The organism is Enterococcus sp. AZ088, from assembly GCF_051714845.1.
Lineage (GTDB): Bacteria > Bacillota > Bacilli > Lactobacillales > Enterococcaceae > Enterococcus > Enterococcus faecalis.
Genome location: NZ_JBIOSQ010000001.1, coordinates 2062759 through 2085694, shown reverse-complemented (window position 1 = coordinate 2085694; position 22936 = coordinate 2062759). Strand labels below are relative to the sequence as shown.

18 protein-coding genes and 1 riboswitch are annotated in these 22936 nt (G+C 38.8%); of the genes, 14 read left to right on the top strand and 4 right to left on the bottom strand.

From position 1 onward, the window contains the following. Position 1 precedes the first annotated feature (1 nt). The 4 genes from IGL17_RS10015 to IGL17_RS10000 all read right to left on the bottom strand — a co-directional run bounded on the left by IGL17_RS10015 (position 2) and on the right by IGL17_RS10000 (position 4091). Entirely contained in the window at positions 2-976 is a 975-nt protein-coding gene (locus tag IGL17_RS10015; RefSeq protein WP_016618405.1) for a nucleoside hydrolase, read from the bottom strand. Positions 977-1053: 77 nt separating this feature from the next. Continuing rightward, positions 1054-1098: riboswitch (PreQ1 riboswitch) on the bottom strand. Between the two features lie 114 nt (positions 1099-1212). Continuing rightward, positions 1213-1905, bottom strand: coding sequence for a type 1 glutamine amidotransferase (locus IGL17_RS10010; RefSeq protein ID WP_002356583.1), 693 nt, complete (start codon positions 1903-1905; stop codon positions 1213-1215). Next, positions 1895-3247 (bottom strand): Mur ligase family protein, encoded by a 1353-nt coding sequence (locus IGL17_RS10005; RefSeq protein ID WP_002362254.1) that lies wholly within the window; start codon positions 3245-3247, stop codon positions 1895-1897. Before IGL17_RS10005 ends, IGL17_RS10010 begins: the two co-directional genes overlap by 11 nt. Positions 3248-3452: 205 nt before the next feature. After that, a complete protein-coding gene (locus IGL17_RS10000) occupies positions 3453-4091 on the bottom strand; it encodes a helix-turn-helix transcriptional regulator (RefSeq protein ID WP_002381503.1) in 639 nt (212 codons plus the stop codon). Positions 4092-4492: 401 nt separating this feature from the next. On the opposite strand from IGL17_RS10000, the gene ssnA reads away from it, so the two are divergent. From ssnA to sclA, 14 genes are all read left to right on the top strand, one after another. Further along, positions 4493-5827, top strand: coding sequence for a putative aminohydrolase SsnA (ssnA, locus tag IGL17_RS09995; protein ID WP_002381504.1), 1335 nt, complete (start codon positions 4493-4495; stop codon positions 5825-5827). Between the two features lie 30 nt (positions 5828-5857). Further along, positions 5858-8863: a putative selenate reductase subunit YgfK gene (gene ygfK, locus IGL17_RS09990; RefSeq protein ID WP_016618403.1), complete on the top strand. Its 3006-nt coding sequence runs from the start codon at positions 5858-5860 to the stop codon at positions 8861-8863. A 29-nt stretch (positions 8864-8892) separates the two neighbouring features. Further along, positions 8893-10266 (top strand): dihydropyrimidinase, encoded by a 1374-nt coding sequence (hydA, locus tag IGL17_RS09985; protein ID WP_016618402.1) that lies wholly within the window; start codon positions 8893-8895, stop codon positions 10264-10266. 23 nt (positions 10267-10289) lie between these two features. Next, complete coding sequence (dpaL, locus tag IGL17_RS09980; protein ID WP_002356589.1) at positions 10290-11483, top strand: diaminopropionate ammonia-lyase; 1194 nt, start codon at positions 10290-10292, stop codon at positions 11481-11483. Next, on the top strand, positions 11474-12799 hold the full coding sequence (locus IGL17_RS09975; RefSeq protein ID WP_002362247.1) for a YgeY family selenium metabolism-linked hydrolase: 1326 nt from the start codon (positions 11474-11476) through the stop codon (positions 12797-12799). The genes dpaL and IGL17_RS09975 overlap by 10 nt, the downstream gene beginning before the upstream one ends. A gap of 38 nt (positions 12800-12837) precedes the next feature. Further along, positions 12838-14031 carry a knotted carbamoyltransferase YgeW gene (gene ygeW / locus IGL17_RS09970; protein WP_002359643.1) on the top strand — a complete coding sequence of 398 codons (1194 nt, stop codon included), beginning with the start codon at positions 12838-12840 and terminating at the stop codon, positions 14029-14031. A gap of 240 nt (positions 14032-14271) precedes the next feature. Further along, complete coding sequence (gene arcC / locus IGL17_RS09965; protein WP_002359647.1) at positions 14272-15216, top strand: carbamate kinase; 945 nt, start codon at positions 14272-14274, stop codon at positions 15214-15216. Between the two features lie 14 nt (positions 15217-15230). Continuing rightward, positions 15231-15611, top strand: a complete 381-nt coding sequence (locus IGL17_RS09960; RefSeq protein ID WP_002362244.1) for a RidA family protein — start codon at positions 15231-15233, stop codon at positions 15609-15611. A gap of 93 nt (positions 15612-15704) precedes the next feature. Beyond that, a complete protein-coding gene (locus tag IGL17_RS09955) occupies positions 15705-17024 on the top strand; it encodes a nucleobase:cation symporter-2 family protein (RefSeq protein ID WP_002356594.1) in 1320 nt (439 codons plus the stop codon). A gap of 93 nt (positions 17025-17117) precedes the next feature. Then, a complete protein-coding gene (locus tag IGL17_RS09950) occupies positions 17118-17477 on the top strand; it encodes a winged helix-turn-helix domain-containing protein (protein ID WP_002356595.1) in 360 nt (119 codons plus the stop codon). Further along, positions 17474-18481 carry an XdhC family protein gene (locus IGL17_RS09945; protein WP_002381512.1) on the top strand — a complete coding sequence of 336 codons (1008 nt, stop codon included), beginning with the start codon at positions 17474-17476 and terminating at the stop codon, positions 18479-18481. The genes IGL17_RS09950 and IGL17_RS09945 overlap by 4 nt, the downstream gene beginning before the upstream one ends. A 120-nt stretch (positions 18482-18601) precedes the next feature. Beyond that, positions 18602-21175, top strand: coding sequence for a selenium-dependent xanthine dehydrogenase (gene xdh, locus IGL17_RS09940; RefSeq protein WP_016618401.1), 2574 nt, complete (start codon positions 18602-18604; stop codon positions 21173-21175). A 13-nt stretch (positions 21176-21188) separates the two neighbouring features. Then, positions 21189-21770, top strand: a complete 582-nt coding sequence (gene mocA, locus IGL17_RS09935) for a molybdenum cofactor cytidylyltransferase (RefSeq protein ID WP_010707246.1) — start codon at positions 21189-21191, stop codon at positions 21768-21770. 13 nt (positions 21771-21783) lie between these two features. Next, the gene (gene sclA, locus IGL17_RS09930) at positions 21784-22932 is read left to right on the top strand and encodes a selenocysteine lyase SclA (RefSeq protein ID WP_016616768.1); all 1149 of its coding nucleotides are present in this window, start codon (positions 21784-21786) and stop codon (positions 22930-22932) included. Positions 22933-22936: the final 4 nt, after the last annotated feature.

Here is a 22936-nt window from a genome sequence, read left to right as displayed (position 1 = left end):
GTTATCCCATCCTTAAATTTTTGAAATCTCTTTCGATCTCATCTATTTGTACATTTAAAAGAATGGATAGAAACTTCACGAAAAACTGTTGACTATCAACCGTAGTCAAGACATGACAATTAGCTGGTTGCTGCTGGAAATGATATTGATCGATTATTGATTGCCCCATAGCAATGCCGTCAGGAACAATTTGTCCGTAACTGGAAAAGCCTTGGCAGAGCGTAGGATCAATAAAATAAGCAACCGCTAAGGGATCGTTGATAACACACCCTAAAATACGTTCATATTTCCAATGAAAATCAAAATAAAATTGAGTAATCTCAGCGAGGTAATTCCCCATTTTGGGGTTGAGTCGTTGACAATAATTGAGAATTGTTGGTGTAAAAACAATTTCTCGTGTGACATCTAAGCCGACCATCTCGATTTTTGCACCTAATTCCTCAAAAACCCAAGCTGCTGCATCAGGATCACACCAATAATTAAATTCTGCAACAGGAGAGCAATTGCCGTGGCTTTTAAAGGTGCCACCCATTGAGACAAAACGTTGAAGATTTCGCCCCAGAAGAGGTTCTTTTTTTAAAGCCAAAGCAATATTTGTTAAAGGACCAAGGGCAATGATTGAGCAATCGGTAGCTTGTTGAAAGGTTTGTGCTAAATAGTCAGCAGCGGAAAGCGCTTGTGCTTGGATTTTGCTAGTTCTGGGGAAATATGTTTCACCTAAACCATCCATGCCATGTGTATCTTGTGCACTAACAAATGGCCGTTTTAAAGGGCTAGCAGCCCCTTGGTAGACAGGAATATCTAAGCGATTAACTTTTTCCAAACATTTAAAAACATTTTCCACGCCAATCTCCACAGGGACATTTCCGCAAACAACTGTAATCGCTTGGACATCTAGCTCTGGTGAAGCAAGTGCATACAAGAGAGCAAGCGTGTCATCAATTCCAGGATCACAATCAATAATTACTTTTTGCATTTTTTCCAATCCTCCTTTTTCGTTAACTGCAAATGATAACTCTTGTTAAAAAAGCTATGACTTGAGTTAGTATTGAGAGATACTTAGTTTTTTATTCTGGGAAGTTTCCGAACCAGTCCGAGAAATTCTCGATTTTAAATGCACCTCTTTATCTTACTATATTTTGTAAAGATGTAAATAGTTGTCGGAGAAATGAAAAAGAATCTAGCCCTATATGTAGGAACTAGATTCTTCTTTTATTTATAAAGCGTTTCAGGAATAGCGATCGGTTCACCATATTTTTTCTCTAAAGCGGTCCGAATTAACCGAATCCCTAGATTTTTGTTGCGTGCTAAGATTGGACCGTGGAAGTAGGAGCCAAACACATTTTTATAGACAACGCCTTCGCCATTATCTTGACCGTTATTGCCTTTGCCTTGTTTGACTGTTCCTAAAGGTCGTTCACCTTCGCCTAAAAAAGTCATGCCATTATGATTTTCAAAACCATAATACGTTTCATCAAATTCTTCATTATAAATTTCGATATCACCAATGAAACGATTGTTGTCTTGGCTCAAAGTGTAATGATCTAATGCACCGATTCCTTTAATTTTTTCGCCTTGTGCGCCGACATAGTAATGTCCTAGAAGTTGATAACCACCACAGATAGCTAACAAGACGCCGTCATTTTCAATATAAGAAGTCAAAGCTTCTTTTTTATTCTGAATGTCTTCTGAGATGATCAGTTGCTCGAAGTCTTGACCGCCACCAACAAAGACTAAATCATATTTTTCGGGATCAAACGGTTCGTAGATACTGATAATTTCTGATCGGAAGGTAACGCCCATTTTTTCGGTTAAATATTTAAGCATCAATAAATTTCCGTTATCTCCGTAAGTATTTAATAAGTTGCCATATAAATGACAAACGACTAATTCTTTAGACACCATTCATTCCCCCTTGAATATACCCTTGGGCTGTTAATGATTTTCTTAATTGCAAAACAGCAGTATAGGTTGCCAAAATATAGACATGATCTGTCGGCAACGTTTTAATTTCTGAAATTACTTGTTCTAAATCAGGAATTTCTAGTAATTTTTCTTCAGGAATACCCGCAACTTTTAAACGCAAGGCCATATCTTCATGGCGATCACCGCCAGCAATTACTTTTGGAATGTCCATATCAGCAAAGGCTTCATGATTACCATCCCAAATCCAACTGACATCAATTCCATCTGCATAATTGGCATTTAATAATGAAACCAGCGAGAAAGAGTAAGGGGCTAAGCCCATCATATCAATGACCTGATTTAAACCAACGGGATTTTTTACTAAAACTAATGTACATTCTTTATCGCCAACTTTAATAGTTTCTTGACGCCCAAAAACTTTTTCATCATAAGCTAAGCCTGCTCGGATTTTATCTGGTGCCACCTGATAATATTCTGCTACCGCTGTGGCCGCTAGCGCATTATAAACATTATACATCCCACCAACAGCAATGCCGTATTCTTCGCCATCAATCACAAAATCAGCAGATGTGTTATCCATCCGGACCATTTCCGTTAACTGCACATCCAACTCAGGGCGTTTGAAGCCACAATTTGGGCAATAGTAATCACCTAAATTAGCATACGTAATCATTTTATAATGAAGAATATGATTACATTTTGGACATAAAACCCCATCTGTATTGTAATGAGCCAATTGCTCTTTCGGTGGTAAATGATTAAATCCATAGTATTTGCGAGGATTTACAGTTTCTTTTGAATTAAAAATTGGCGAATCACCATTGCACAAAATAGTTGCTTCAGGAGCAGCGGCGGCGCCTTCCATAATTAAGCGATACGTCGTATAAATTTCACCATAGCGATCCATTTGGTCGCGGAAAATATTCGTAAAAACAAATAATTTTGGTTGAATATATTTAGTGACACGGCTTAAACTTGCTTCATCAATTTCTAAAACCGCAAATTTCTTTTGTCCTTTTTTCGCCTTGGCATTTAAAAAAGTAGAGACAATTCCTTGCTCCATGTTAGCACCCGTTGGATTTGTTAATACCTCATCAAATTCTTGGCGTAAAATGTTAACAGTTAAAGCAGTTGTCAATGTTTTACCGTTCGTTCCAGTGACTACGACAATTTCATAGTCTTTTGCCAATGTATCTAAAATTTTAGGATCGATTTTTAGGGCTAATTTCCCTGGGTAGCTACTGCCGCCTTTAAAAAATGTTTGTAAAACCCATTGCGAAGTTTTTCCTGCAGCAATTGCTAAATGACTTCGAATCCCCATTTGTTGTCCCCCAATTTCTATATCTTTAATTTTTCGTTATTTTAAATTAAACTCAATCTATCATACCATAACTAAAATAAAAAATTAATTCCTTTTACTTTTTCTTACTATTATTTAAAAAGTCTTTTAGAAAAAGTAGAATAGTGAAGGAAAAAAGAGAATAGACGACTTGTCTTAACAACAAATCGTCCATCGATTTCCATTTTTATTTCGCATCAATATAACTGTATAGCGTATATTTAGAAATATTGAAGAAGTTAGAAACTTTGTCTCCAGATTTAGTGACTAAGAAGGCGCCTTTATTGTTTAAAAATTGAATACACTTGATTTTATCGTCCTTCGTCATTAATGGGACCGGCTTGCCAACTAATTTGACTGATTCATGAATTAAATCGTCTAACAACTCATTAACATCCTGAGGAATGTAATCAGGGTCTTTATCTTCTTCAGGTTCTGCAGTGGAAATCAAAGATTTTAAGTTTGACTCTGCAGCAATCAATGTAGTGATGTCGTAGTTAATAGCAAAAATACCATCGAGTTGACCATTCTCATCTTTAAAATACATTGTACTAGATTTTAAAATACGACCATCATGGGTACGGGTTAGATAGTTAATATGATCATTCAACTCACTAGGGTCTTTTTTTAAGGCTTCTAAGACTACTTGAGAAGGTCCATCGCCCAGATGACGAGAAGAGACATGACCATTTTCAATGGAAACAATAGAATTGTTAATATTGTCTTCATTGATTTGGTGGATAACGACTTCGCAGTTTTCCCCAAATTGACCAGCTAAACCTTTAGCAATTTGTGTTAAAAAAGTAAGTTTTTCGTCGGATAACATAAATAAGCTCCTTTCTAATGTGCCTGGCACAAACAGTTTTTATAAGATTGTGTCAAATTTAACATAATATTTTTAAATGGAATAGGCAGGGCTAAATCCTTTAATGTCGCGTACTACCTGTTCTGAAAAATAATGATAGCATGATAAAAATAATAATACAAGATAACGGCTGTTAAAATTCTAAAAAATATTTTTTAGGTAGCATTGTTTTTTTTAAGGTTAGGTGATATACTTTAATCAAGTTAATGAGTTCGTTAGTAAAAAATGCAAGCGCTTCAAATGCTTTTTGTAGGGATATAGATTAGCCAAGCTAGTCAAGCTATATTCGTGAATGATTGAGCGATAGATTTGTAAGCGTTTGCCACTTGTGGGGAATAGGTTGAAAAATAGGAGGAGAATACATGTTATTAATTGGAAATGGGCGTTTAATCACTCGGGATGCGCAGAATCATTTTTTTGAAAATGGGTGTGTGGCGATTGATGGTCAAGTTGTGAAACAAGTCGGAACGACAGAAGATTTAAAACAAGCTTATCCAGAAGCGACATTTATTGATGCTAAAGGTGGAGTGATTATGCCAGGCTTTATTAACATGCACAATCATATTTATAGTACCTTTGCACGTGGGTTAAGTTTAACGAATTATCATCCTAAAAATTTCATGGATATTTTGGTAGATCAATGGTGGCGAATTGATCGTGCCTTGACATTAGAAGATACTTATCAAAGTGGTAAGGTTGCTTATTTAGATAGTATTCGCAACGGTGTTACAACTGTCTTTGATCATCATGCTAGTTACGGAGAAATTACAGGAAGTTTAACCCAATTATCTAATGCAGCGGACGAGTTAGGGATTCGGACCTGCCTTTGTTATGAAGTTTCTGATCGCGATGGTGAGCAGAAAATGCGGGAAGCAGTTCAAGAAAATGCCGCCTTTATTAAAGCCAGTTCCTTAAGAAAGGATGATATGCAAAAAGCGATGATGGGTATGCATGCAGCCTTTACTTTATCAGATGCTTCTTTAGAATTATGTGCAGCCAATACGCCAGATGGGATTGGTTATCATATTCATATTGCAGAGGATTTAGCCGATGTTCATGATTCTTTGAAAAAATATGGGAAGCCGATTGTGAACCGATTATTTGATTTAGGAATTTTAGGAAAACAGACAATGGCAGGCCATTGCATCCATATTGGCCCTCATGAGATGGAATTACTAAGAGATACAGACACAATGGTGGTCACGAATCCAGAGTCGAATATGGGGAATGCGGTCGGTTGCCCACCTGCGATGCGCATGTTTAATGAGTATGGTATTTTGATGGGTCTTGGCACAGATGGTTATACGAATGATATGACGGAATCTTATAAGGTAGGAAATGTTATCCACAAACATCATTTAGCTGATCCAAATGCAGCTTGGGCAGAAATTCCCGCAATGCTGTTTGATAATAATCCGCAAATGGCTAATCGCTATTTTAAAACAAAGCTAGGCGTTTTAGAACCTGATGCAGCAGCAGATGTCATTATTGTTGATTATCATGGCCCGACACCAATGACAAAAGAGAATTATAACATGCACATTTTATTCGGCATGAATGGTGGGATGGTTACTGACACGGTGATTAATGGAGAAATTCGGATGCGTAATCGTGAAGTTCAAGGAATTGATGAAGAGAAAGTTTGGCATGATGCGCAAACGCAAGCACAATCTTTCTGGAAACGAGTAAATCAATAGCTTTCATTATAAATAAAAGGAGTGACGTTAATGAGTGATATTATGCATCCCATCTCAATTGAGGCTTTATTAAATTGGATTTTTAGTGAGTATCAACAAGATGGCACAATTTTTGGCATTCGTAAATTTTATCATGCGGATCCTACAAAAACGATTCCGTTATTTGGAGAAAAAATGGAAACCCCTTGTGGTCCAGCAGCAGGTCCTCATACACAATTAGCACAAAATATTATTGCGGCCTATTTAACAGGTTCTCGTTTTTTTGAAGTTAAGACAGTCCAGATACTGGATGGAGAAGATTTACCAGTGAGTAAACCATGTATCGCAGCAGCGGATGAATGTTACAACGTTGAGTGGTCCACAGAATTGCGCGTTCCCCAAGCTTATGATGAATACGTCAAAGCATGGTTTGTTTTGAAGTTACTGAGTAAAGAGTTTGAGCTAGGTGACCCGAATGGTTTCATTTTTAACATGAGTGTTGGCTATGATTTGGCAGGGATTCAATCACCAAAAATTGATCGTTATATTAACGAAATGCAGAACGCAGAAGGAACGCCGATTTGGGCGGAATGCCAAGCAGCTGCCAAAAAATATCTATCTTATTTTAAAAAAGTAGATGACTTATATATCGAAGCAATTAGTCCTAAAGTCTGTCATTCTATTACGCTGTCGACTTTACACGGTTGTCCATCAGACGAAATTGAACGAATTGCGGCCTATTTATTAAGTGAAAAAGGGCTCCATTCCTTTATTAAATGTAATCCAACCATGTTAGGTTATGAATATGCGCGTCAAACGATGGATGAGCTAGGGTTTGATTATATGGTTTTTGACGATCACCATTTTAAAGAAGATTTACAATTTGAAGAAGCAGTACCGATGTTACAACGTCTGCAATTATTAGCCAATAGTAAAAATCTAAGCTTCGGAGTTAAAATTACGAACACTTTCCCAGTAACGATTGCAGCAAATGAATTACCTGGTGATGAAATGTACATGTCAGGACGTTCGCTATTTCCTCTTAGTATTTCATTGGCACAAAAATTATCAGAAGCATTTGATGGGAAACTACAAATTTCTTATTCTGGCGGTGCAGATATTTTCAATAGTAAAGAAATATTTGATGCTGGGATTTGGCCAATCACTATGGCAACGACTCTGTTGAAACCCGGTGGCTATCAACGAATGAATCAAGTTGCTAATGTATTGGGCGCAGCAGAATATCCTCAGATGGTTCATGTCAGCTTGGACAAATTAGCCCAAGTTGTTGAGAAAGCTAAAACACAAGCGCGTTACCAAAAATCAATTAAATTACCAGAAAGTACCAAACTAAGAAAAACAGTTCCACTAACAGATTGTTATATCGCTCCTTGTCGAAGTGACGGTGGTTGTCCAATCAATCAGGATATTCCTGCTTACCTTCGTTATGTAAGTGAAGGTAATTATTTAAAGGCCTTGCAAGTAATTGTCGATAAAAATCCATTGCCTTTTATTACTGGAACCATTTGTGCACATCCTTGTATGACTAAATGTACACGTCAATTTTATGAAGAATCTATTCATATTCGGGAAGTGAAGTTAGAAGCAGCTGAACATGCCTATGATGAATTATTGACGACACTAGAAAAGCCACAGCCAAAAGAAAATGCACCTAAAACAGCTGTTGTGGGTGGAGGTCCTGCAGGGATCTCTGCTGGGTATTTATTAGCACGTGAAGGCATGCCTGTTACTGTGTTTGAAAAATCCGAGACAATTGGGGGCGTTTGTAGCCAGATTGTACCAGAATTTCGAATTTCTATGGAATCTGTTCAAAAAGACGTTCAGTTAGCGGAATTTATGGGAGCTGAATTCTGTACAGGACAAGAGGCGCCATCATTGGCAGAATTGAAAAACCAAGGCTATACGAATGTTATTTATGCCATTGGTGCATGGAAACATGGGGTCCTTCGTTTAGAATCTGGTCGAGCATTGAACTCGTTAGAATTTTTAAAAGCAAATCGAGAAAATCCAACGATTAATCCTTACGGAGAACAGATTGTCGTCGTTGGTGGCGGAAATACAGCTATGGACTGTGCTCGTGCAGCCACAACATTACCTGGTGTTAAAAAAGTCTCAGTGGTTTATCGTCGGAATAAACGCAATATGCCAGCAGATGAAGAAGAACTTTATTTAGCCTTAGAAGATGGCGTTGACTTTTTAGAATTACTTTCGCCAATTAAACATGAAAATCAACAATTAACTTGTGAAAAAATGGTCCTAGGTGAACGAGATGCTTCTGGACGCCGTCGTCCGATTGGTACAGGAGAAATGATTGATATTCCTGCTGATACAGTGATTGCCGCTGTTGGTGAAAAAGTAGATACAGAATTTTACCAAGCATTAGGCATTCACACAGACAACTATGGGAAAGTCGTTTCAAATCAAGAAACATTGGAAACAAATATACCAGGCGTCTATGTCATTGGTGATGCTAATTTAGGACCAGCTACAATTGTTGAAGCAATCGCTGATGCAACCAAAGCGGCCAATAATATTTGTCTTGTCCACAATCATCACTATGAAAAAGATAATTTAAATAGTGATGTCGCATTTGTTAGAAACAAACGGGGTATCCTTGTGACAGACGAGATGTCTTGTAGTCAAGCTAGTCGTTGCTTAGAATGCTCCACAATTTGTGAATCTTGTATGGATGTCTGTCCAAACCGAGCAAATATTGTTGTGTATGTCGAAGGAAAACCACAAATTGTCCATGTTGATCGGATGTGTAACGAATGTGGTAACTGTGAAACATTTTGCCCTTATGCAAGTGCCCCTTACAAAGACAAATTTACCTTATTTAACAGTGAAGCTGATTTTTATGACAGTACTAATTCAGGTTTCTATGTTCAAAATCCTGTGGATAAAATTTGTTTACTGCGTCTATGGGGAACGGTGTCAACAATTCAATTAACAGATCAAGGATTAGATGTACCAGAAGATTTAATTGCATTAATGGTAACTATGATTGAAGAATATGCTTATTGTATGCAAGCATAAAAGGAAATTTACGACTGGGGGATAAATAAATGTCTATTCTGCTCAAAGGTGGAACCGTCGTATCTGCATATAATCGTCGTCAATTGGATATTCGAATTGACGGCGAGCAAATTGTAGAGATGGGGGCAAATTTACCAGTAGAAAATTCTCAGATTGAGGATGTTACGGGGTGTTATGTATTACCAGGCTTTATTGATGCGCACACGCATCTGGAATTAAATAATGGCAAAGGTTCGTTAAGTACGGCGGATAACTTTACTACTGGCAGCCAAGCGGCGGTGGCCAAAGGTACGACTACGGTTATTGATATGGCTACACCTAATAAAGGTGGCTCATTGAAAGACTGTTTAGCTACTTGGAATCAATTGGCTGAAGGCAAGAGTTCATGTGATTATACTTACCATATGTCCATGATCGAATGGAACCCAACGATAGCTGCTGAAATTCAGGAAATGATTGCTGCAGGTATTACTTCCTTCAAAATGTATATGGCTTATGATAACTTGCGGACCACAGATGCGGAAATTTTTGAAGCGATGAAAGAAATAAAAAAAGTTAATGGAATGTTAGGCGTTCATTGTGAAAATGGTGATTTAGTAGATGAATTAATCCAATCATATGTTTCTCAAGGAAAGCTAACCCCGCACTATCATCCGTTATCAAGACCGGCGGCTGTTGAAGCAGAAGCGGTAGCAAGATATTTGATGATAGCGGAAATGGCTGATTTGCCGGTTAACATTGTGCATTTAAGCACAAAACGATCATTAGAAGCGGTGGAACGGGCTCGTCAAAGAGGACAATCAGTCTATGTAGAAACTTGCCCTCAATATCTTTTACTAGATGATCACTTGTATGATGCGCCTAATTTTGAAGCAGCAAAATATGTCTGCTCACCGCCACTACGCAAACGAGAGGATCAACAGGCTTTGTGGCAAGGGATTAAAGAGGGGGCAATCAATACAATATCGACAGATCACTGCAGTTTTAATTTTCACGGACAAAAAACAGTTGGCGAAGATGATTTTAGTAAAATTCCCAATGGGATGCCAGGTGTTGAAACGAGACCAGAATTAATTTACACGGAAGGTGTGGCGAAGGGCCGAATCACCTTGGAAAAAATGGTTGCTCTGCTTTCTGAAAATATTGCTAAACAATTCTCGATGTATCCACAAAAAGGTGTGGTGCAAGAAGGCAGTGATGCCGATTTAGTTGTTTGGGATCCTAGAACAACCGGCGTGATTGCTGCGAGAACGCAGTTACAAAATGTCGATTATACGCCGTATGAAAGATTTGAAACACAAGGACAGGCTCGAATGGTTTATTTAAGAGGTCAAAAAGTTGCTGAAGCTGGGCAAGTCATCTTGGCAAATCAAGGAAAATTTGTTTTTCGTAAAGCAACTTAAAAATAGAAGGAGGAGAAGTATTTTTGGAAAAAATTAAATGGACAGCAAATGAAATGCCGAAGACGGAGGATAAGTACTTACCACTGATGTCTAAAGAAAAAATTGAGAAAGCTTTGGCTTTTCACAAAAGTTTTCCACAGTATTCAGAAACACCATTAGCAGAATTGAATCATATGGCCGCGTATCTGGGGTTAAATGATTTCTTTGTTAAAGATGAATCTTATCGCTTTGGTTTAAATGCTTTTAAAGTCTTAGGTGGTTCGTTTGCCATGGCTAACTATATTGCCGAAAAATTAAAGAAAGATGTTTCGGAACTAACATATGATGAATTAACTTCTGATCAATTACGATCAGCTTTTGGACAAGCTACGTTTTTTACAGCAACTGATGGCAACCATGGACGAGGAGTCGCTTGGGCTGCGAATAAATTAGGTCAAAAATCAGTTGTACTCATGCCAAAGGGTTCAACACAGACGAGAAAAGAAAATATTGAAAAAGAAGGCGCAACCGTCACAATCGAAGAAGTTAATTACGATGAATGTGTGCGAATGGCTAATAAAATGGCCGAAGAAACTGAAAACGGTGTCATGGTTCAAGACACCGCTTGGGACGGATATGAAAAAATTCCAACTTGGATTATGCAAGGATATGGAACGATGGCGTTAGAAGCCTCTCAACAATTAAGAAAATTTGGCTCTGAACGACCTAGTCATGTTTTTGTTCAAGCTGGTGTCGGCAGTTTAGCTGGGGCGGTGATTGGTTATTTTGCTAATGCTTTTCCAGAAAACCCACCGATTATGGTCGTAGTTGAGGCACAGGCGGCTGACTGTTTATATCAATCAGCAATTAAAAAAGACGGAGAAATTCGCTTTGTCGATGGTGATTTACAGACAATTATGGCTGGCCTAGCATGTGGAGAACCTAATACGATTTCTTTTGATATTCTAAAAAATCATACATCCTTCTTTGTTTCAGCACCAGATTGGGTTTCTGAAAAAGGAATGCGTATGTTGGGCGCGCCATTAAAAGGGGATCCGCAAGTTGTATCAGGCGAATCTGGGGCAGTAGCAATGGGCTTAGTAGCTACAGTGATGCAAGATCCCGACTATCAAGAATTACGTGAGGCATTGCAACTGGATGAGACGTCAAACGTTTTAATGTTTTCTACCGAAGGGGACACTGATCCAGACAATTATAAAAAAATTTTATGGAGGTAAAAGGAATGGATTTTAATGCAGTAAATGCAGCAGCAGAAGGTTACAGAGAAGATATGGTCAAATTTTTAAGAGACCTTGTCAAAATTCCAGGAGAAAGTGCAGAAGAAGGCAACAAAATTGCGCGAGCAAAAGCCGAAATGGAAAAATTAGGTTTCGATAAAATTGACATTGATCCTCAAGGAAATTTACTTGGTTATATGGGGTCTGGTGAAAAATTAATTGCTTTTGATGGGCACATGGATACTGTCGGAATTGGTGAAATGAGTAACTGGAAATTTGATCCTTACGATGGCTATGAAACAGAAACTGAGATCGGTGGTCGCGGTACGTCTGACCAAGAAGGCGGGATTGTTTCGGCTATTTATGGCGCTAAAATCATGAAAGATTTAGGTCTATTATCAGAAAAATACACTGCTTTAGTAACAGTTACTGTCCAAGAAGAAGACTGTGACGGCTTATGCTGGCAGTACATTATCAAAGAAGACGGTATCCGTCCAGAATTTGTTGTTTCAACAGAGCCAACAGATGGTGGGATTTATCGTGGTCAACGAGGCCGAATGGAAATTAAAGTTGATGTCAAAGGCGTTTCGTGTCATGGCTCAGCACCAGAACGTGGAGATAATGCCATTTACAAAATGGCGGATATCTTACAAGATGTTCGTGCCTTAAACAACAATGGAGATACAGAAAGCACAGCGATTCGTGGTTTAGTTCGTATGTTAGATCCTAAGTACAATCCAGAGTGGCAAGAAGCCCGTTTCTTAGGTCGTGGTACGGTGACTGTTTCGCAAATTTTCCATTCTTCACCAAGTCGGTGTGCTGTTGCGGATGGCTGTACCGTTTCACTAGACCGTCGAATGACAGCTGGAGAAACTTGGGAAAGTTGTTTAGAAGAAATTCGTAATTTACCAGCTGTTAAAAAATATGGAGATGATGTGACGGTTTCAATGTACAACTATGATCGTCCTTCTTATACTGATTTAACTTATGAAATTGAATGTTATTTCCCAACATGGGTAATTCCAGAAAATCATGATGTAACAAAAGCCTTGATGGAAACGCACAAAAATCTCTATGGGGAAACACGGAAAGGCTCTGTAGAAACAGTGGAAATGCGTGAAGAACGCCCATTGCTAGATAAGTGGACCTTCTCAACAAATGGCGTTTCAATTATGGGACGTAATGGCATTCCTTGTATTGGTTTCGGGCCAGGGGCGGAAGCACAAGCACATGCACCAAATGAAAAAACTTGGAAAGATGATTTGGTTCGTTGTGCAGCCGTTTATGCGGCATTACCAACGGTCTATTGTGGTTAAGTAAAGGATTATTAGACAAGAAAAAAGGAGCAGATGGAATGGAAACGTTTAAAGAATATATTGAGAAATTAGATAAATTAGAATTTGAAAAAATGTACGAAAATGACTTTTTCCTAACTTGGGAAAAAACAAGAGATGAATTAGAAGCTGTTTTCACAGTTGCCGATACATTACGTTATTTAAGAGAAAATAATATTTCAACTAAAATCTTTGATAGTGGCTTGGGGATTTCTTTATTCCGCGACAACTCTACAAGAACACGTTTTAGTTTCGCTTCAGCGTGTAATCTTTTGGGCTTAGAAGTTCAAGATTTAGACGAAGGAAAAAGTCAAATTTCTCACGGAGAAACTGTTCGTGAGACAGCAAACATGATTTCTTTTATGGCTGATATCATTGGTATTCGTGATGACATGTACATTGGTAAAGGCAATGCTTACATGCACGAAGTATCAGAATCTGTCCAAGAAGGATATAAAGATGGGGTATTAGAACAACGCCCAACGTTAGTGAATTTACAATGTGATATTGACCATCCGACGCAAGCAATGGCGGATGCGTTGCATTTAATTCATGAATTTGGTGGCATTGAAAACCTGAAAGGGAAAAAAGTTGCCATGACTTGGGCGTATTCACCATCTTATGGAAAACCATTATCTGTTCCTCAAGGAATTGTTGGTCTAATGACCCGTTTAGGAATGGATGTCGTCTTAGCACATCCAGAAGGTTATGAAATTATGCCAGAAGTAGAAGAAGTTGCGAAGAAAAATGCAGCAGAATTTGGTGGAAACTTTACTAAAACGAATAGTATGGCAGAAGCATTCAAAGATGCGGATGTTGTTTATCCGAAAAGCTGGGCACCTTTTGCGGCAATGGAAAAGCGAACTGAATTATATGGCAATGGTGACCAAGCAGGAATTGATCAATTAGAACAAGAATTACTTTCTCAAAATAAAAAGCACAAAGATTGGGAATGTACAGAAGAATTGATGAAAACAACAAAAGACGGCAAAGCTTTGTATATGCATTGTCTACCAGCTGATATTACTGGCGTTAGTTGTGAAGAAGGCGAAGTGGAAGCTTCTGTTTTCGATCGTTATCGGGTCGAACTTTACAAAGAAGCTAGCTACAAACCGTATGTTATTGCGGCTATGATTTTCTTAAGTAAAGTAAAAAATCCGCAAAAAACCTTAACAGACTTAGCGGATAAAGCGACACCAAGAGAAGTAAAATAATGAATTTGGCATGAAGACAGATGCTTTTTCTTTACACAATGAATCATTAGAAGTTGCCTCTTCAACATGAACAAATAAGACCTTCCCAAGTCTATTCATGAATGTGTGATTGTCTCGAGTCAAGAACGCTTAGTCATGTGCGTTGACTTCATGCAACGACAACAGACAGTTAATACGAAAACTCGTTGTGAAAAAGAAAAAGCATCGTCCTTTTTATAAAACAGAAAATGAGGTGAAGCAATGGGCAAACGCGTCGTAGTAGCTTTAGGTGGCAATGCTTTAGGAAATAATTTGACGGAGCAGATGACTGCCGTAAAACAGACCTCCAAAGCGATTGCAGATTTGATTGAAGCAGGATATGAAGTTATTTTATCTCATGGCAATGGTCCTCAAGTGGGGATGATTCAATTAGCTATGGAAGAATTTTCCTTTAATAATCCACAATATCCAGTTGTTCCGTTATCCATGTGCGTAGCCATGAGTCAAAGTTACATTGGCTATGATTTAGAGAATGCGCTACAAGAAGAGTTGCGTCAGCGAAATATAAGTAAAGCCGTCACCACCATAGTCACTCAAGTGGTCGTGGATGAAAATGATCCGGCGTTCAAAAAACCAACGAAACCAATTGGCCGCTTCATGACAAAAGAAGAAGCAGAACAATTAGTCAAAGAAAAAAATATACAAGTGATGGAAGATGCTGGCCGTGGTTACCGCCAAGTCGTCGCTTCCCCTAAACCCAAAAATATTGTCGAACTTCTCACGATTCAAACATTGGTTGACGCTGGCCAAACAGTCATTGCTGGCGGCGGTGGTGGCATCCCAGTCATTCAAGAAGGGAACCGACTGAAAGGGGTAAATGCAGTCATCGACAAAGATTTTTGTAGTGAACGACTAGCTGAACAAGTAGATGCTGATCTGCTCGTGATTTTAACAGCAGTTGAAAAAGTTTGTATTAATTTTGGTAAAGAAAATCAAGAAGCCTTAGGGAATATTTCAACAGAAAAAATGAAACAATATGCGCAAGAAGGTCAGTTTGCTCCAGGTTCAATGTTACCAAAAGTTGAAGCAGCGATTAAGTTTGCTGAATCTAAGCCAGGTCGAAAAACATTGATTACGTTATTAGAAAAAGCCAAAGAAGGATTATCTGGAAAAACAGGGACTTTAATTGAAAATAAAGAATCATAGAATGGAGGAAAACGATGACAAACAAAATGATTAATTCTGCACAGGCACCAGCAGCTGTAGGACCTTATTCACATTCTGTCTTAGCGGGAAATACGTTGTACATTTCTGGACAACTAGGATTAGATCCTCAATCGGGCGAAATGAAGACTACAGTGGAAGAACAAGCAAAACAAGCTTTTATCAATTTAGGTTCGATTTTAAAAGAGGTCGAGATGACCTATGATAATGTTGTGAAAACAACGGTGTTTTTACAACATATGTCTGATTTTAGCAAAATTAACGAAATCTATGGGAATTACTTTTCAGAAGTTTTGCCTGCACGTTCTTGTGTAGAAGTAGCCAAGTTGCCAAAAGATGGTTTATTTGAAATTGAAGCAGTTGCTGTCAAAGGATAATTTTTAAGATGTTTCTGAGGGAAAAAGGATTGCATTCTTTACTGATTAAGGGAAACAATCCTTTTAGAATAAAAAGAAGAAGGAAACGATCCTATGAATGAAAAAAAAGAGCAAGCATTATTTGAATATGATGCGAAACTATCAATTTCTGAAGCAATTCCGATGGGATTGCAACACGTTGTCGCAGCAGTAGTAGGGATTGTCACACCGGGAATCATGATTGCCAAAGTTTGCCAATTAAGTCCTAGTGATACAACTATTTTGATTCAAACATCATTGATTTTTTCAGCAGTTGCCACGTTAATTCAACTTTTCCCTATTTTTGGAAAAGTGGGTTCACGGTTACCAGTTATGATGGGTGCAAGTTTTGCGTATGTACCGATTTTGATGGCCATCGGAGCTGATTTTGGGATTGCAGCAATTTTTGGTTCCCAATTAGTTGGCAGTATTCTTGTTATTATTGTTGGTTTGTTCATTAAAAAAATCCGTGTGTTGTTTCCGCCTTTAGTAACAGGAACGGTTATTTTAAGTATTGGCCTATCCCTGTTTCCTGTTGCGATTAAGTATATGGCAGGAGGAGCTGGTAGTGCTGATTTTGGTTCAGCCCGGAATTGGTTAGTTGCATTATTAACCTTTGCGATTGTCTTTTACTTCAATTATTTTGCAAAAGGATTTTTGAAGTTATCAGCAATTTTAAACGGAATGGTTATTGGTTATTTGATTTCTTTAGCTTTAGGGATGGTTAGTTTTGAGCCAGTTCAAAATGCTAAAATCGTTCAGGTAATTACCCCGTTTCACTTTGGACTGGATTTTCAATTGGTACCAATCTTTACGCTTGTGGTGATGTTTATTGTTGATGCTGTTCAAGCCATCGGTCAATTTACAGCAACAACGGTTGGGGCAATGGATCGGGATGCAACGGACGAAGAATTATCTGGCGGAATTATGGGGAGTGGTTTCACTAACTTTATTGGCAGTTTATTTGGATCAATCCCAGTGGCAACTTTTGGACAAAATGTTGGTCTGGTTACGGTAACAAAAGTGATTAATAAGTATGTTCTGGTTTTCGCTTCAGTTATATTATTAATTGCTGGTTTTGTTCCGAAAGTAGCTGCGTTATTAACTACGATTCCTTACGCGGTAATTGGTGGTGCAACGATTTCAGTTTTTGCTTCTATTTCTATGACAGGTATTCGGATGATTGCTTCGCAGGAAATGACTCCTCGAAATACTGGGGTTGTCGGAACAGCTCTAGCATTTGGAATTGGTGTCACATTGTCTACTGGAAGCTTAGCTGGTTTTCCAACTTGGGTAACAACGATTTTCGGTAATTCGGAAGTTATCTTAACCACTTTGGTAGCAGTCCTTTTAAATGTCATTTTAAAACCAAAAAAGCGCGTAGCACTTGAGTGAAGATTGCTTTTTTTGATACGAAAGTGAGTAAGCTTTCGTATCCTTTTTCCCTTACGTTATCTATAAAAAAATGAACGAATAAAGGAGGAGAAGATGTTTACGTATTCCCTAAACTTAAAATTAAAAACAGATCGGAACTTTTTTGGTCCTGGCGTTGTCGAAGTTTTACAAAAAATTCAGCAAACTGGGTCACTAAACTTAGCGGCAAAAGAGATGAAAATGTCTTATAATAAGGCATGGCGGATTGTGCGGGTAGCTGAAGAAGAGCTATCTTTTCCATTAATTATCAAAAGTGTTGGTGGTTGTAATGGTGGCGGGTCAATTGTTACGGACCAAGGAAAAGAGTTGATTGATCAATATCTTTTATTTGAGAAAAAAGTGTATCAACAGGTAGAGGCATGTTTTGAAGAAATCTTTAAAGAACAGGATGTAGTATCGGAGGAACTGAAATGAGAGAAGTATTTCAGCGTTTGAAACAGGCAATATTGGAAAAGCAAGACACGATGTTATTAACGATTGGTACAAGTTCAGGATCTACACCACGAAGTCAAGGGGCTAGAATGCTGGTTTCCGCCGAAGGTAGAATAGCCGGAACTGTTGGTGGTGGGGCGGTTGAATTTCAGGCTGAACAAGTGGCAAAAAAGCTACTTCTTGAGAAAGAAAATGCGCAACGTCAATTTATTTTAGCCCCGAATAATATTGCTGATTTAGGTATGGTCTGTGGCGGGAATGTCACGATTTTTTTCCATTATCTTTCATGGGAAACGCCATTTTTAAAAGAGTTGTGTGAGTCCATAGAAACGCATTTTCAAAATAACCAACAAGGTTGGTTAATGACTGAACTAGATCAAAACAATTTAGGAAAAGTATCCTTTTATAGTGAAACAGGCGAATTGATTGGTTCCACTTCTTGGGAGGGGGAATTAAGTTTGCTACCTAAAGGTATCCATTGTGAGCAAAAAGAGGAAATCACTTTTTTAACAGAAGCGATCCTCCAAGTAGGGAAAGTGTATATTTTTGGAAGTGGACATGTCGCACGCGCATTGGTACCTATTTTAAACTATTTATCGTTTTATTGCGTTGTAGTGGACGATCGTCCAGAATTTTTAACGGCACAAGCTTTTCCACAAGCTGAGGAACTACGGGTTATTCCTTTAGAAAATTTAGCTGCGTTTATTGAAATAACGGCGGACGATTATGGTATAGTAATTACCAGAGGACACAATTTTGATTTCATCGTTGCCAAACAGTTATTGGAAACACCAGCCAAATATATTGGTGTGATGGGGAGCAAACACAAAATTGCTTCACAAGTTCGACGGTTAAAAGAGGTCGGTTATACAATGACTGAAATTGAAAGAATTTTCATGCCAATTGGCTTAGACATTGCAGCCGAAACACCAGAAGAGTTAGCGATTAGCATCGCGGGAGAATTAATTCAACAGCGCTATCAATAATGAGGACCTTTAAGTTAAATAAAAAACTTTTTTTGCTAAAAAATAATTTTTAGAACGGAGATTTGTGGTATAATCTAGGTGATTGAACACTAAACTATATCAGAAATCGAGGTGCAAGAAATGTATTCAATTATTGTAAATGGTCAAAGTGAAACCTGTGAAACAAACAAAAAATTAATGGACTTTTTGCGGGAGGATCTGGGCCTAACTGGAACAAAAGATGGCTGTAACCAAGGCTCTTGCGGTGCATGTACGGTGTTAGTAAATGGAAAGGCTTCCAAAGCATGTTTGTTTACTCTAGAAAAATTAGCTGGCAAAGAAGTCACGACAATCGAAGGTTTAAGCCAACGGCAAAAAGATGTCTATGCCTATGCGTTTGCAAAAACGGGTGCAGTTCAGTGCGGGTATTGCATCCCTGGGATGGTTATTTCGGCACAAGGATTATTGAACAAGAAACCCGAACCCACAAAAGAAGACATTCAAAAAGCTATACGAGGAAACATTTGTCGTTGTACAGGATATGTGAAAATAATAGAAGCCATTCAGTTAGCTGCTAAAATGTTTTGTGAAGAAACGAGCATTCCGAAAGAACATTCAAATGGTAAATTAGGGGAAGACTTCCAACGGGTCGATGCAGTAGAGAAAACATTAGGCACAGGGATTTATGTAGATGACATTGACATAGAAGGAATGCTTCATGCATCTGCTTTGCGGAGTGCCTATCCTCGTGCAAAAGTTCTATCAATCGATAGTACCCAAGCGTTGGCGCATCCTGACTGTGTGGCTGTGTTCACAGCTAAAGACGTTCCAGGAAATAATAAAATTGGTCATTTAGAATTTATTTCCGATTGGGATGTAATGATTCCAGAAGGAGAAATAACACGGTACGTTGGGGATGCAGTGGCACTCGTTGTTTCAAAAAGAAAAGAAACCTTACCAGAGATAAAAAATTTAGTGGAAGTTGATTACGAAGAAATGATACCGCTTACTTCTTGTGAAGCTGCTTTAGCAGAAGGTGCACCAGCTATTCATGAAAAGGGCAATATCTTGTCTCATGAACACTTGGTACGTGGCAATGCAGAGGAAGTATTAGCAAATTCTGCGTTTATAGTGACAGAACATTATTCCGTACCAATTAACGAACATGCCTTTATGGAACCCGAGTGTGCGATTGCACAGCCTGAAGGTGAGGGCATTTTGCTCTTTAGTGCGGGTCAAAGTATCTATGATGAACAACGGGAAGTGGCTCGGATGTTAGGACTGGACAAGGAAAAAATTCATGTTCAATCAAAACTTGTTGGTGGTGGTTTTGGTGGAAAAGAAGACATGAGTGTTCAGCATCATGCATCCTTAGCCGCTTGGTTATTGAAGAAACCAGTAAAAGTACTGCTAAGCCGTGAAGAAAGTTTGATGGTTCATCCTAAACGCCATGGCATGGAAATGGACTTTACGACCGGCTGTGATGAAGAAGGCAATTTAACTGCAATGAAAGCAGTGATTTATGCGGATACTGGGGCCTATGCTTCTTTAGGAGGACCAGTATTGCAACGGGCTTGTACACATGCGGCAGGTCCCTACAAGTATCAAACGATTGATGTGGAAGGGTTTGCTGTATATACTAATAATCCGCCAGCAGGTGCATTTCGTGGATTTGGTGTTTGCCAAACGGCTTTTGCAATTGAAAGTAATTTAAACTTGTTAGCAGAAAAAGTCGGACTATCACCATGGGAAATACGCTTTAAAAATGCCGTCGCCCCAGGAGATACTTTACCGAATGGACAATTGGTCTCGAAAAATGCGGCGTTAAAAGAAGCCTTGTTAGCAGTTAAAGACGTCTATGAACAAGCGGAAGTTGCTGGAATTTCTAGTTTCTTTAAAAATAGTGGCGTGGGTGTGGGGCTACCTGATACAGGGCGTTGTATTATTTCTGTTGAAGAAGGAAAAATACATGTCCGCACAAGTGCTGCTTGTATCGGTCAAGGGATGGCAACCGTTACGACGCAAATTGCCTGTGAAACATTAAATTTACCACCAGAAATGATTGTTGCGGAAGCACCTGATACGAGAAGAACGCCGAATTCAGGAACGACAACGGCTTCGAGGCAGTCACTCTTCACAGGAGAAGCAACTAGAAGAGCGGCAATGCAATTACGGTATGAGCTTGATATGGGACGTGCTTTAAGTGATTTGGAAGGCGAAGAATTTTATGGGGAATATTCAGCGAAAACGGATCCATTAATTAATGATAAAAAAAGTCCAGTTAGTCATGCTGGTTATGGTTATGCTGCTGAAGTAGCTATTCTAGATGACAAAGGAAAAGTAGCTAAATTTGTGGCTGCGTATGATATGGGGCAAGTGGTGAATCCACGAGCTGCTGAAGGTCAAATTGAAGGTGGGATTGCGATGGGCATGGGGTATGCTTTAACTGAAAAATTTGCCTTAGAAGAAGGCTATGTTAAAGCAAAATATGCAACGCTAGGATTAGTGAACGCCACTCAAGTACCACTAATCGAAACAATTTTGGTTCATGCTGACAATCTTCACGAAGGTTTAGCCTATGGAATTAAAGGCGTAGGTGAGTTAGCAACGATCCCTACCGCACCAGCTTTAGCAGGCGCATATTTTGCCTTGGATGGTCAGCTACGACCAAGTCTGCCTTTAGAAAATACCCCTTATCAAAAGAAAAAAAGATAAAAGGAGACAACTCATGTCACTCGTTAGTGTCATTATTCTAGCATCGGGCAATTCACAACGGATGGGCCAAAATAAATTGTTCTTAAAATATCAAGGAAAAACATTTTTAGAGCACACGTTAACCTTAGTGAATCAATTAGACGTATTAGAACGGATTTTAGTTGTTTCGCCTGAGAATCAGCCAGCGTTTCCTTTACCTAAGAACATTCAGGTGATTCTCAATCATCAATGGCAAGAAGGGCAAAGTAGCAGTATTCGTTTAGGAACCGAACAAGCTCGGGGAGCTGGCTATTTATACTTACCTAGTGATCAACCATTGTTAACACCTAAAATGCTACAACCCGTGTTAGATAAATGTCAGAGAAATAAAATTGTAGTGCCATTACAAAAAGATGGCTGTCCTAGTAGTCCAGTATTATTCGGTAATCAATTTCGACAAGAACTATTAACATTGACTGGTGAAAAAGGCGGACGCATGATTTATGAACGCTTTCCAGAAGCAGTTCAGATGCTGAGAATAGCGACTCCTGGCCGTTTGAAAGATATCGATACGCCAGAAGAGTACAGAAAATTAATTCAAGAAACCAATAGTTAGAGAGGAAAATCGTATGAAGGATTTGGTTTATTTAAATTATGCAGCGACTTCCTATAAAAAATTTCCAGCAACCATTGAGGCTTTGACTGCCTATTTAGCAGAAAATCAGTTCATGAATTACGGAAGAAATGCCCCTTTGCTGAGAGAGGGGCTTCCTCTTTTAGAGACACGTCAATTGTTAGCAGACTTTTTTCAGGCACCCAGTGCGGCTCAGATTACGTTTACGAATAACGCAACAACTTCCTTAAATCTTGCATTAGCGGGGATTTTACAACCTGGCGATCATGTGATTACGACCATGTTAGAACATCATGCAGTAGCTAGACCGCTTCACTTACTTGAGAAAGAACGAGGCATTTCAGTGACGTATGTTGCTTGTCAAAAAACGGGTCTGTTAGATGTAGAAGATATTCAGCGAGCCTGGCGAACGAATACAAAAGCCTTGGTGATGACACACGCATCCAATGTCTTAGGCACCATTTTACCCATTGAAGAATGTTTTCAATGGGCCAAACAGAAAGGATTATTAACCGTTTTGGATGCAGCTCAAACGGCGGGATTTTTACCAATAAAAATGACCCAGATGGCCATTGATGTGTTAGCCTTTACTGGACATAAAAGCTTATATGGATTAGCAGGTATTGGTGGGTTAGCTTTTAGTGAGCGAGGGGCTGAAGCGGTCAAACCACTGATAACGGGCGGCACTGGTAGCCATTCTAATTCCTTTGATCAACCCTCTTTTTTACCAGATAAATTTGAAGCTGGTACGTTAAACAGTTTAGGTATTCTAAGCTTAAATAGTTCTGTTAAAGAGTTGAATAAAATTGGTTTAGCAGCGATTCAAAAGCACGAACGAACCTTAATGCAGAATTTTTTAGATGGTTTATCAGGGTTACCTGTCACAATTTTAGGAACCAAGGACGCGGCACAAACTGTCCCTGTTGTTTCTATCACACTGTGGAATCAGGAAGAAACAGTGGTGGCACAGCAACTAGCAGAACAATATGGCATTATGACGCGCGCAGGTTTGCATTGTGCACCATTAGCCCATGAAACAGCTGGGACTTTAGCAACTGGCACCTTACGTTTTAGCTTTGGTTGGCAGACAACGCCTGAAGAAATTACTTGGACAATTCACGCTTTACAAGAACTACTAATTTGAGAAG